This window comes from Nostoc sp. FACHB-190 (assembly GCF_014696905.1).
GTDB lineage: Bacteria > Cyanobacteriota > Cyanobacteriia > Cyanobacteriales > Nostocaceae > Nostoc_B.
Genome location: NZ_JACJQW010000028.1, coordinates 70914 through 82862, shown reverse-complemented (window position 1 = coordinate 82862; position 11949 = coordinate 70914). Strand labels below are relative to the sequence as shown.

At 42.6% G+C, this 11949-nt stretch carries 10 protein-coding genes; 3 read left to right on the top strand and 7 right to left on the bottom strand.

Annotated features, from left to right (window positions below; genetic code table 11):
• Positions 1-576 precede the first annotated feature (576 nt).
• Positions 577-855 carry a DUF7219 family protein gene (locus H6G28_RS25305; protein ID WP_190592860.1) on the top strand — a complete coding sequence of 93 codons (279 nt, stop codon included), beginning with the start codon at positions 577-579 and terminating at the stop codon, positions 853-855.
• 73 nt (positions 856-928) lie between these two features.
• Here the strand turns inward: H6G28_RS25305 and H6G28_RS25300 are convergent, their stop codons facing one another.
• Both H6G28_RS25300 and H6G28_RS25295 read right to left on the bottom strand, forming a co-directional pair.
• Positions 929-1843, bottom strand: a complete 915-nt coding sequence (locus H6G28_RS25300; protein WP_190675175.1) for an ion channel — start codon at positions 1841-1843, stop codon at positions 929-931.
• Positions 1844-2578: 735 nt separating this feature from the next.
• Entirely contained in the window at positions 2579-3718 is a 1140-nt protein-coding gene (locus H6G28_RS25295) for a hypothetical protein (protein ID WP_190592858.1), read from the bottom strand.
• Positions 3719-4271: 553 nt separating this feature from the next.
• Between H6G28_RS25295 and H6G28_RS25290 the strand changes: the two genes are divergently transcribed.
• Positions 4272-4514: an EF-hand domain-containing protein gene (locus H6G28_RS25290; protein WP_190592857.1), complete on the top strand. Its 243-nt coding sequence runs from the start codon at positions 4272-4274 to the stop codon at positions 4512-4514.
• 177 nt (positions 4515-4691) lie between these two features.
• On the opposite strand, the gene H6G28_RS25285 is transcribed toward H6G28_RS25290, so the two are convergent.
• The 5 genes from H6G28_RS25285 to H6G28_RS25265 form a co-directional block, all read right to left on the bottom strand.
• Positions 4692-5552 (bottom strand): nitrate ABC transporter ATP-binding protein, encoded by an 861-nt coding sequence (locus tag H6G28_RS25285; protein WP_190592856.1) that lies wholly within the window; start codon positions 5550-5552, stop codon positions 4692-4694.
• A 98-nt stretch (positions 5553-5650) separates the two neighbouring features.
• Positions 5651-5971 (bottom strand): hypothetical protein, encoded by a 321-nt coding sequence (locus tag H6G28_RS25280; protein ID WP_190675173.1) that lies wholly within the window; start codon positions 5969-5971, stop codon positions 5651-5653.
• Between the two features lie 21 nt (positions 5972-5992).
• Entirely contained in the window at positions 5993-7996 is a 2004-nt protein-coding gene (locus H6G28_RS25275) for an ABC transporter ATP-binding/substrate-binding protein (protein ID WP_190675171.1), read from the bottom strand.
• A gap of 112 nt (positions 7997-8108) precedes the next feature.
• The gene (gene ntrB / locus H6G28_RS25270) at positions 8109-8948 is read right to left on the bottom strand and encodes a nitrate ABC transporter permease (RefSeq protein ID WP_190592853.1); all 840 of its coding nucleotides are present in this window, start codon (positions 8946-8948) and stop codon (positions 8109-8111) included.
• A 95-nt stretch (positions 8949-9043) separates the two neighbouring features.
• On the bottom strand, positions 9044-10423 hold the full coding sequence (locus H6G28_RS25265; protein ID WP_190592852.1) for a CmpA/NrtA family ABC transporter substrate-binding protein: 1380 nt from the start codon (positions 10421-10423) through the stop codon (positions 9044-9046).
• A gap of 548 nt (positions 10424-10971) precedes the next feature.
• On the opposite strand from H6G28_RS25265, the gene H6G28_RS25260 reads away from it, so the two are divergent.
• Complete coding sequence (locus tag H6G28_RS25260) at positions 10972-11841, top strand: endonuclease/exonuclease/phosphatase family protein (RefSeq protein ID WP_190675169.1); 870 nt, start codon at positions 10972-10974, stop codon at positions 11839-11841.
• Positions 11842-11949 lie beyond the last annotated feature (108 nt).

The following is an 11949-nucleotide window of genomic DNA, read 5'->3' as shown; positions in this document are numbered from 1 at the left end:
GATTTCTACTCAGTACTTAAAATTCTGTTGGCCTTGAATTTACAACGCTCAGTCCTGAGTGCTGAGTGCTGAGTAAGAAGAAAGAGGAAGGAAGTACTTCTGCACTATGGTCAAAGCCCCGCCCGATGTTAAGCGGAATCCTATTACCGAGAGAAGGTTGATACCCCACCCCTGGCGATGCACTGAGCTTGTCGAAGTGTGGGTGGTCTTTTTAACTCAGCACTCAGCACTTTTAACTCAGCACTCTTCATTTGCTACAAGTATCTCTGTGTAAAGCACTCAGCACTTCGCTACAGTTAGCCCGCATTTCTCACAAGCTTCAGGCGTTTGATGGAGCAGGGGGGCGGAGGGGCGGAGGGGCGGAGGGGCGGAGGGGAAAGAACTTGTACAAGAACTCTCCCCTGCTCCCCTGCTCCTCTGCACAAGCGCAGGCTTTGACAGGTGTGGTGAGAAATCCGGGTTAGCATCATCCGAAGATTCCGCATACCTGTATCTGTGCTTACTTTGTCTTTACACAATGTATGCTAGAGTTTCTCAACTAATGGTTTTTATTACATTCGCAAAATTTAAATAATTATGGCAGATCAATCAGATTTTCTCTCAAATCTCTCTGATTTTCTTTATCCTCGCAGTTGCTATTATGGTCAATTCAAACCAGAATACCTAGTATTTAACGCGAGTCTACAAGAATTTGCTCAAAGAGTCAGCTACATTAGTAACCTGCAAACTAACGGTAAACTTTCACCAGAAGAAGCTTACCAGCAAATCAGAACTTTGTGGAAACAATTAAAACATGCCAAAAAACAACTAGAAATTACCAAAGAGGCATTTGGTAGCAATAATCCTCAACAATAGTCAATCATTTTTAATAAAAAAGATTTTTGTTCCTCGGCGCTAACTTTTGCGTTGAAACTGATAGCACTCGGCTTTACTCCAACGGCAAAACATCATGGAAATGGTTGTAGTCGATGTAACGATGACCATCGGAGGTGTGATGCAGGATATCAACAAATCGATGATTCCATAAAATCTCATTAGTTCCATAGCTATGACGTGCATGAACAACTTGTGCAACGGTTTCATCAATGCCTGTTAAAGAGATCATCAATACACTATTGGTTTGAATTAAAGAATCTGGTGTCACACCATATAAAGGACTAGATTCATCAATGATGTGCATAACTGACCAGCTTAAGGCAAAGCCTGGGGTTTGCTGTCGCAAAAGTTTAAGATCATAAATACGACGCATAAACTCACCTTCGGCAGTAATTTCATCACGCATTAAATAAACCCGCATCTGGGCTTCTAAAATTAAATTCCGTCGCTGGTTAGCGGTGCGAAACATGAGAGTTGGGGCTTGTTCATAGGGAACAATGACGGCCACACGGCTAAAAATGACACGGGCTGTGGGCCGAGAAAACCGGGCAAAGGCTAACCCCGTCATCATAGCAATTCCCATGACACCCGCGATCGCTTCAATCGTCACAATAATATTGGCGTAATTTGTCTTGGGATACATTGCCCCGTAACCAATCGATGCCAGAGTCTGCACACTAAAGAAAAAAACATCTAAAAAAGAACCAGGACGGGCATTAGCAATGCAATCTCCGCCTAATAAATATGCCAAAGCAAATAGGGTATTAATAGCTACGTAAACCGCAAAAATTACTAGTACAAATCCAGACCAAGGAATTGTTAAGAGTAAATGATAGGGATCGCGCCAATAGGAGTGCCAGACACCCAAACCCATAATCTCAACATTACCATTGCGGTACTTGAGATGGACAATGGGTTGTGAACACTGTCGTTGCTGGCGTACAGGTTTTTTAAATGGAAATTTCATTGGTGTAGCTAAAATAACGGCAAATCATGATGATCACTAGGGTGACAAGCACTGGTTTACGTTCTTTGCAGTTTTTGACCCCCTTTTTTTGTCTCTTTCTAAATTTAAGTTTTTGCATACCTGAATTTAACTGAATTTTTAGAGTCCTGAATTTAACTGAATTATTGATTGTAAAAGTCAAGGATACTTTGAATTGTGGCAAGCCACTTCCAGCCATAGACAAACATTAGCTAATACGCTGATTGCAATGGCAAAAACGCTGAATAATTAGCAGCGAGTGGGAGAGGACTTGCCAATCACTCGTTTTTCTATATTCGCATTGTTCACTTTTCGTTCTGCTGGTCAATGCGTAAATTTTACTCACGTTAAATTAGGAGAAATATCATGAGTTTCAATCCTGCAAATACAAAATTTTTTGTGACACCCTTTGGTTGCCACAAAACGGTTTGATAAAAAGTCCTAAATATCGCCAACAATAAAATTTAAGTGAATCTACCGTGTATCACATGGAGAAGATGGACGTAATTCTCCGTGTAATACAAGTAAAAGTAGCGAGCTTGTCACTAGTCGCTATGTAGATTCTGAAAGCCTTGCCCTGCAAGGCTTTCAGAAATAAAACTGCTACTTTACTTGAAAATCGCCAAAAAAGTGAACAGGGCAACCAAACAGCGCAAGTTTTTTCATAATTTTGCGTAGGTCTTGATAAGTCATGGGTATTTACTCATTACTCATCACTTACACCTCATGCTCAACTGCCAATTCCCCACTCCCCAAATCTAAAACAGTAATATCTAACTGTGGTTCATGGGTTTCTACAACGGGTTTTCTGACTCTGTAAGGAATTTCCTCGATCGCCAAGTTATCGTTATCGAGGTCATCGTAAATTAGCTGTAAATGCTTTTCATTCAGATGATGGAATATCTTACCACTGTATTTACTGGCATCTGCACCTAAACCTTGGATGCGAATTAAACCATTAAATACAGTCGCCCTGGCTAAATAAATTACTGGGTCATCACGAAAGGGGACATTGACGGTAGTTGTAGCGGTGAGATGCGCCATCCCTCTTTCGTCCATTTCCTTGCCTAAAGCGATCGCAGTTTTTTCTAGTCCGCGAATAGCGACGATCGCAGCTGCCACAGCCATTGTAATATCTGTACCATCATCAGCTAAAATCTTCTGGGATGAAAGAAACTCGTAATTTTCTTCGCCAATATCACGGCGTAGGCGTTGATGGACGATGTTACGGGGATTGTAATGTGTTAGTGCGCCAACAATTGCCCCACAAGCCGCACGGGGTTCGCGCCACAAAGATTCTTGGGTTTTGCCGTAGATTAATTGTTCACCTAAATCTAAACGTCCGACATGGGTTTTTAAATCGAGGGCGGCGAGAATAAAAGATTGAGAATTACCTGCATAAATTTGAGTGCGCCAAGTTTCATCTAATTGATGGGCGATGGTAACGTGGGCTAAGGTTGCGCCATCATCAGTACCGCCGCCTGTGGGGAAAAACGTCTCTGTTTTTAACTCACCAATTTCTGATAAAGTGGCAAACCGGGAAGCAACCACATCACGATACGTTCTAGTTGACTCGCCTTGGTGAATGCGATCGCCACAGTTAGTATATGCCAAGGTGGTGACAACACTCGGTAAACTCAAATCAGCCGCACAAGCTTTTAAATCCGAAATACTCGCCCCAGCAAATTGTAATTCATCTCGGAGTATTTGCAGACCATTCACCAGAGTATAGCGATCGCTAACAATTTCATTGAGGTAGATATTTTTTGCACTATCCTCTTGTCCAAATCTGGCGGATAGTTCCCAAAACTTGTCAATTCTGGCACTCGCTAAAGATGGATCAAATGCTGAAAACATAAGTATTTGGCGGTAATAACTGGGTAAAGAAGAAGTCAGGAGTCAGAGTTGTAATTTCACCCTGCCACTGTATAAAATTTATGATGAATTCCGGCTTTTTACTTTTATGTAAACAATTTCTGCTGAATTTTAATCCCAAATTTGTAGAGAGGTTGTATACAAAGTCTCTACTTACGCAGTGAGACGAAAAACTAGGGGTTTTGGGAAGAGTATCAGGGTTCAGAGGTATAGGGGTGTATGTATCCAAAACTCTTACACCCCACACCCCTTAACCCTTACACCCAGTCTCCACAGACAATTTTTGTGCGTAATACCATTTCACGAAAAGTTCGATACAGATGTAAACTCTGAAGGCTTTGCTGCATCTAATTTTTTTAATTGCGATCTTCGCAGCGTTAGCGACGTTCGCGTAGCGTCTCTCTTTGGGAGAAGGAGCGTCTGCCTCGAATTGTGAATTAGTATCAGCCCCAGCGATACCCATTTCTCAGCCTTTTGATATAAGTTTGTTTATTTTTGAAAGATTAAAGTAAAAGATTAATTCAGATAAAAACTTATGACAACCGAGCAAGAACTTCGATCTCTTTTTAATACCCTAGATGGAGATCAAGACGGTAAAATATCCCTGAATGAGCTTTTTTTAAGTCCTGGCTTAAGTGCAGTCATCTCATCACAAACAAATGCCACTAGTCCTCAAGAATTGATAGTACAGTATGATTCAGACAAAGACGGTAGTATTACCTTTGAAGAGTTAAAGCAAGCAGTCCAAGAAGCAAGTAATTTAACAGATTTCGCGTAATTCCCCTTCCTCAGCATCAGCAGAGAGGGGATGTAAGCGAGTCAAAAACGAAACGCCCACACCCCCTGTTTTACCTACGGTAAAACAGGGGGTGTGGGGGAGAATCCCCCAAATCTTGCTTATTACCTGATAGTAGTAGGGTGGGCATAATATACCCACCCCAAAAAAACTTGACTCTTAACCTACATCATCGTGAGCAAAACGGTTGAAGAGGAAGTCTAAGGCATAGTTACGCAGCTTGTAATATTGTGGATCTTCCATGATGCGGGCGCGATCGCGGGGACGAGAAAAGGGAATTTCCATGACTTCGCCAATTTTGGCGTGAGGGCCATTGGTCATCATCACTAATTTGTCTGCTAAAAATAACGCTTCATCAATGTCATGGGTAATCATTAACACTGTACAACGGTTATCGTTCCAAATTTTCAGCAGTTCTTCTTGCAATTCTTCTTTAGTAATCGCATCTAACGCCCCGAAAGGTTCATCTAAAATCAGCACCTTGGGACGAATTGCCAACGCCCGTGCAATAGAAACGCGCTGTCTCATACCGCCGGACATTTGCATTGGCTTTTTCTCCATTGCGTCAGCCAGTCCCACCATTGCCAAATGATCACGAACAATTGCTCTTTTCTCCGCTTCTATTTTGTTGGGGTAAACTGCATTCACCGCTAAGTAAATATTTTCAAATGCAGTCCGCCAAGGTAACAGGGCGTAGTTTTGAAACACAACCATCCGGTCTGGGCCTGGCTTAGTGATGGGTTGACCTTCCAGTAACACTTGTCCAGTTGTAGGAAAGTTAAACCCAGACACCATGTTTAGCAGTGTAGATTTGCCACAACCAGAGTGACCAATCACACAAATAAATTCACCTTGGTTAACGCTGAGGTTAACACCATCAAGAACAGTGAAGGGGCCTTTCTTGGTAGGGTAAACTTTGCTAACATCTCTGATTTCGAGGAAAGCTCTGCTGTTATCGCTGATAGTTGGTAATGGTCTTCTGGAAGTGCCGGTGACGGTGGACAAATTGCGGTTTTGCATGGCGGGGAATGGGGTGTGAAGGGTGAAGTAGGCTGGGGGAATGTAGCGTAACGTTTTAATTTTTGTTAGATCCCCCCAACCCCCCTTAAAAAGGGGGGCTAATCATCTTTTTTGATTACCCCCTTTTTAAGGGGGTCGCCGTAGGCGGGGGGATCTTCAACGATGAAGTTCAGAACTTGGTGAATGAACCTTTTATCTTCAACGATGAGGTCTTGAGGTTCATTGTTTAACCTTTGAGGTTCGACGATGAGGTTCTGAGCTTGGTGAATGAACCTTTTATCTTCAACGATGAAGTTCCAAGGCTCATCGTTCAACCTTTTATCCTCAACGATGAAGATCCAAGGTTCATCGTTCAATCTTTGAGGCTCATTGTTGAACCTTTTATCTTCAACGATGAGGTTCTGAGGTTCATCGTTCAAGCTCGGAGGTTCAAATTTCAGTTACGCAATTCTTCTAATGGGCGCATCGAGGATGACTTCAGCAATAGAAAAGTCGCGTTTAATGTCTAAACTGTTGAGGTAGGCAATGGGGTCATCAGCATTAAAAGGCATACCATCAAATAATTGAATTGGTTGGCGAGTGTAGCTGATATCTAAACCTAATTCCCGCGCGGCGGTACTGAAGACGCGCACCCGACAAATTCGTTCGACAACTTCTACCCAGTTTCTGGGGAAGGGAGTATCACCCCAACGCGCCAACTGAGTCATAATCCAAATTTGTTCTGTACGGCTGGGGCGGTTAATAGCCGAATCAGAGTAAAACTGGTGGTGGGCGTAGTCTCGTAGGGGATGATCTATGTCACAAGTCAGGTTATCCGGGTCTTCTAGCTGGATGTAGTCTAAATCAGTACTGACGTAATCTCTCCCCGCCACAATTCTTCTAACTTCTTCGGTATTTTGGGGATCTGCACAGTATTGGCAGGCTTCTAACAACGCTTTGGTTAAAGCAATATGGGTATTAGGATACATTTCTGCCCAATCTTCCCGCACACCGAGAACTTTACCGGGGTGTCCTAACCAAACTTCTAAGTCTGTGGCGATGGTAAAGCCGACATTTTCCACGGCGGCGCGATAGTTCCAAGGTTCACCCACGCAGTAACCGTCAATACTCTTGTTTTGCAAGTCAGCGACCATCTGGGCGGGTGGAATAATGTGCATATCCACATCCGTATCCGGGTCAATACCACCAGCCGCCAACCAATAACGTAGCAACATATTGTGCATGGAGGCGGGATGGACTACGCCCATTGTGTGGCGTTGTTCGCGGGTGCGGAGGAGGTAATTTTTGAAGTCTGATAAGGTGCGGACACCTTCATCATAAAAGCGTTTGGCTAAGGTGATGGCGTTACCGTTGCGGGTCATGGTGAGGGCGGTAACAACGGGGAGGGGTTGGTTTTTATACCCGCCCAAGGTTAACCACATTGGCATCCCGGAAGGCATTTGGGCTGCATCTATATAACCGCCTGTGATCCCGTCAACGATACCCCGCCAGCTAGTTTCCCGGACTAAGTTAACTTCATCTAAACCATGCTTGGTAAAGAAACCTTTTTCTTTGGCGACAGCGAGGGGGGCGCAGGCGGTGAGGGGTAGGAAGCCAATTTCTAAGTTAACTTTTTCTAAACCGTGGCGAGAAATGGCTGCTGTTTTCCGCGCCCGGAGTTTCTTAATGCGTTTTTGCTGGTTGAGGAAGTAAATCATTTCACTCCGCAAGCTGTAGTAGCTGGGGTGTTCCACAACTTCCATGCGTTTGCGGGGTCTGGGGATATCAACTTCTAGGATGTCGCCGATTTTCGATTCGGGGCCGTTGGTCAACATCACAATTCTGTCAGACAACAGCACAGCTTCGTCTACGTCGTGAGTCACCATTACCGCAGTGACTTCATTTTCTTCGCAGATTTGCATTAACTGTTCTTGTAAGTTACCCCGTGTTAGAGCATCTAACGCACCGAAGGGTTCATCTAACAGTAATAGTTTAGGACGGATTGCCAAGGCGCGTGCGATCGCTACCCGTTGCTTCTGTCCCCCGGATAACATTCCTGGCTGTTTGTCGGCGTGGGGACGCAAACCCACCATATCTATATGTTTGTCAACAATTCCCTTACGTTCTGCCGCAGGTAAACCATTCATTACCGAGTCTACCGCCAAGGCAATATTTTCTCTCACTGTCCGCCAAGGTAACAGCGAATAATTTTGGAATACCACCATCCGGTCTGGCCCTGGCTTGGTGATTTTTTGTCCTTGCAGTGTCACAATACCTTCGGTCGGCAAATCCAAACCCGCAATCATATTTAATAATGTGGATTTACCGCAACCAGAGTGACCAATTAAAGAAACAAACTCACCTTTTTTAATTTGCAGGTCAATACCTTTTAAAGCAATATATTGACCACCGCCACTTAAATTAAATACCTTATCAATTTGATCAACAGCAACGAATACTGACATGGCTTTAAAGTCTGAAGTATAAAGTCTGAAGTGTGAAATGGGGAAAGGTGACAGTTGACAGGTGACAGGTTATAGATTCTTGCTCTGTAACCTGTCACCTCTAACCTGTAACCTACTTTTGTTCTGCTGGTAAAATCAGGTTTTGTAACCAAGCCATGAACTTGTCGAGTAATAAACCAACGACACCGATATAAACCAGAGCCAAAATTACTTCACTCACGTCGTTGTTTTGGTAAGCATCCCAGATAAAGAAACCGATACCGACGATACCAGACATAACGATTTCTGCCGCGATAATCGCTAACCAAGCCAAACCAATCGCAATTCTTAAGCCAGTAAAGATGTAAGGTAACGCTGCCGGAATCAAAATGTTAATAAAGTATTCTTTGCGGCTGAGTTGCAGAACTTTAGCAACGTTGTTGTAATCTTGGGGAATTTGAGTTACACCAACCGCAGTGTTAATTAAGATGGGCCAAATTGCAGTGATGAAAATTACGAATAATGCTGCTGGTTCGTTTTGGCGCAATGCAGCCAAAGAAATAGGAACCCAAGCCAAAGGCGGTACAGTTCTTAATAGTTGAAACAGTGGGTCTAAAGCTTTGGACATGGTTTGATTCACACCAATCAAAATGCCCAAACCAATACCAACAATCGCCGCTAATGTGTAACTAATAGCTACCCGTTGCAAACTAGCTAAAATTTGCCAGAATAGACCTTTATCAATACCACCTCTGTCATAGAAAGGCCAGAAAATGAGTACCCAAGTATCTTGCACTACCTGAATTGGCCCTGGCAATGTGGCACCAGGAGTCCAAGCAAATAATTGCCACAGTCCGAGGAAGATTAATATTGCGATCGTCGGCGGTACAATATTCGGCAATTGTTTTTGCAGTTGCGCGATAAAACTATTATCTAATCTGGGGCTACTTGGTCTTTTCTGTGCAATTGTCATGATTTTTCTCTCAATTAACTAATGACTCTCCGAATTTTAGATTTTAAATTTTTGATTTTGGATTGAGGAACTATTCAATCTAAAATCTAAAATTGTTAAACACTTACTTTTTTAATCTTGAGACTCTTGAGGTATGCTTCTGGATTTTCAGGATCAAATTTCACCCCATCAAAAAATTCTTCTACGCCGCGAGATGTGCTTGTGGGAATATCCGCCGCCGCGATACCTGCTTCTTTTGCCGCTTCTTTCCAAATGTCTTCGCGGTTAACTTTATTGATTAGTTCTTTAGCCTTCGCTGCATTGTTGGCGAGGTAATCTTTGGGTAAGAATCCCCAACGCACGTTTTCAGTTATGAACCACAAATCATGACTCTTGTAGGGATAAGACACACTACCTTTTTCATCTTTCCAGTAATAAGCAGCCATTGATTTATCGTCAATTTTCCGACCATCACCCATGTCATATTTACCTTGATATGGGTCTGCTAAAATTTCCGGTGTGGGTAAGTTGAAATAATTTCTCCCTGCGAGAATTGCGGCGGCTTCTTTGCGGTTGTCAAAGTTATCCAACCACTGTTGCGCCTCCATAATGCCTTTTAAAATTGCTTTGGTGGCTTTGGGATTTTTATCAACCCAGTCAGCCCGAATGGCTAGGTATTCTTCTGGGTGATTTTTCCAAATCTCTGCGGTTAACGCTGCCATGAAACCGATTTTATCTCTGACAATGCGATAAGGCCAGGGGTCGCCGGTGCTGAACGCATCCATTGTCCCGGTTTTCATGTTGGCGACAGTTTGCGCCGCAGGTACAGTCAGGAGTTTGACATCTGCATCGGGGTCTAAACCACCAGCCGCTAACCAATAACGAATCCACAAATCTTGGTTAACGTGGGGGAAGGTGAATGCAGCCGTGAATGGTGTAGAAGATTTGAGTTCTGCAAATAAAGACTTAGCTTGAGCAACTTGCAGACCAATTTTACCAGCATGTTTACTGGCGATCGCAATCCCGTTTCCATGTGTAATTAACTGCGCCAAAACATACATCGGGATTTTTTGATTTCCCTTAGTAATTAAACCTTCGGTAATTAAATGTGGCATGGGCATTTGCCATTGTCCACCATCAATCCCACCACCCGCAGCACCAATTTCAACGTTATCCCGCGCAGAACCCCAAGAAGCTTGTTTAGAAAGGTCTACTTTGGTCATCCCATACTTCGCAAAAAAGCCTTTCTCTTTGGCAATAATTAATGGTGCAGCCTCGACAATCGGCACATATCCTAACTTAACAGTATCAGTTTCTGGTGCTTGGTCTGGGCTAATATTTGCCACAGTTTGAGCAGTTGGCGCAGACTGAGAACTACCACCAGTCAAGCTATCTGGGGGGTTTCCTAAACAGCCTTTGAGAAATACCGCACTTGCAGAAGCCCCAGCAGTGACGATAAATTTTCGCCGCGAAATTTGGTTAAAAAATTCTGTCATATATGTCTCCTCAAAAGTGAATTTAAAATTTTTTAGGCATGACAATTAACGCAAGTCGAAGATAATCTCGCTTGTGGTAATTACAAAATAATTTCGAGCTATATTCAAACTAGTTAACTCATACCGACTATTTCTAATCAAAGGCTGAGATAACTAACTAGAAATAATTACTTGGTTTTCAGAGGGTGATTTGGGTATCACTTGATTCGTTGAAACTTAGTTTACAGGTTTTAAAACCAAATTGGTTAACTCTTAACCCCTGATTCTTAAATAAATATTAGATTGATCATATAAGTAAAAATTTATTATGGGCGGCCAAGTCAACGAATAATGGCAATGTATGGGAGGTTATTGATGATAACAATTCACTTGATTCAATGATGAACCTAGAAAAGCTTAATTTATGTCATTAACCATCAATAATTTATAATGCGTACTATTGTCTAAATCTTATATTTTGGCTTCACAATGAAATGTACTTGAAATAATTGATAATTATTGATGCTAATGATTGCTTTCTGTCTATAGATAATGGGGAAAAAGCGCAGATGTCAAAACCAGCAAAGCAGATATTCACGCCACTACCCGTTTATAAATACGATATTCCAGGTTGGCAACCAAATACACAAAAAGCCACCGCCGTCAATTTAGGAACTTTGACAATTGCCAGTTTTAACGTTCTTTGTGACCTCTACGAAAAAGATAAAATCGCTATCGAAAAAAGATTACCAGTAATTGTTGAGGAGTTAAGTCAATGTAACGCTGACATTATTGCTATTCAAGAAGCGACACCAAATTTATTAGAGTTACTTTTATCACAAACTTGGGTACGCAATTATTACATTTCTGAATCCAGTGCAGCCGTAACAGTGCGACCTTACGGTAACTTATTATTATCGCGTCTGCCTTTTACAATGGTTGAGCATCAATTTTGGGGACGCAAGCGGGTATTGGTAGGGAGTTGTGAAATTAATGACCAATTATTGCATATTGCCGTTGTGCATTTAACAAGCGATCGCTCTCAAAATGCCCTAGAAAAACGCCAACATCAGCTAACCACCATACTTGCATATCTCCAAACCCTCCCCGGAAGTAGCTTAATAGCTGGTGACTTTAATACGCGCGGTAACGAACAAGAAGACATAATAACAAATGCTGGATATATCGATATCTGGCAACAACTCAACCCCCAGACACCGGGTTACACATTTGATCCCCAACGCAACGCCTTAGCAGCGTTGATGAGTTTACAGGGAATACCCGCCAGGCTCGATCGCATTTTACTGCGAAGTCAAAACCATGATTGGCAACCACAGTCAATTGACTTATTCGCTTGTGAACCAGTCCCAGGTACAGCCGGGAAAATCTATCCATCCGATCATTTTGGTCTGCGTGCAGTTCTCAAAGCAACAAGTTGAAGAAGAATTCAGAAGTCAGAATTCAGGACTCAGAATGCAGTCTGTGGGCAAAAAAGACCTGCAACTAGTTGAATACAAGCTAATTTAAAATTTGGTAACAGAATTCAA

Coding starts and splice junctions, on each gene's coding strand:
- H6G28_RS25260 (WP_190675169.1), top strand. CDS start 10,972: ATGTCAAAACCAGCAAAGCAGATATTCACGCCACTACCCGTTTATAAA.
- H6G28_RS25300 (WP_190675175.1), bottom strand. CDS start 1,843: ATGAAATTTCCATTTAAAAAACCTGTACGCCAGCAACGACAGTGTTCA.
- ntrB (WP_190592853.1), bottom strand. CDS start 8,948: ATGACAATTGCACAGAAAAGACCAAGTAGCCCCAGATTAGATAATAGT.
- H6G28_RS25305 (WP_190592860.1), top strand. CDS start 577: ATGGCAGATCAATCAGATTTTCTCTCAAATCTCTCTGATTTTCTTTAT.
- H6G28_RS25290 (WP_190592857.1), top strand. CDS start 4,272: ATGACAACCGAGCAAGAACTTCGATCTCTTTTTAATACCCTAGATGGA.
- H6G28_RS25275 (WP_190675171.1), bottom strand. CDS start 7,996: ATGTCAGTATTCGTTGCTGTTGATCAAATTGATAAGGTATTTAATTTA.
- H6G28_RS25265 (WP_190592852.1), bottom strand. CDS start 10,423: ATGACAGAATTTTTTAACCAAATTTCGCGGCGAAAATTTATCGTCACT.
- H6G28_RS25285 (WP_190592856.1), bottom strand. CDS start 5,552: ATGCAAAACCGCAATTTGTCCACCGTCACCGGCACTTCCAGAAGACCA.
- H6G28_RS25295 (WP_190592858.1), bottom strand. CDS start 3,718: ATGTTTTCAGCATTTGATCCATCTTTAGCGAGTGCCAGAATTGACAAG.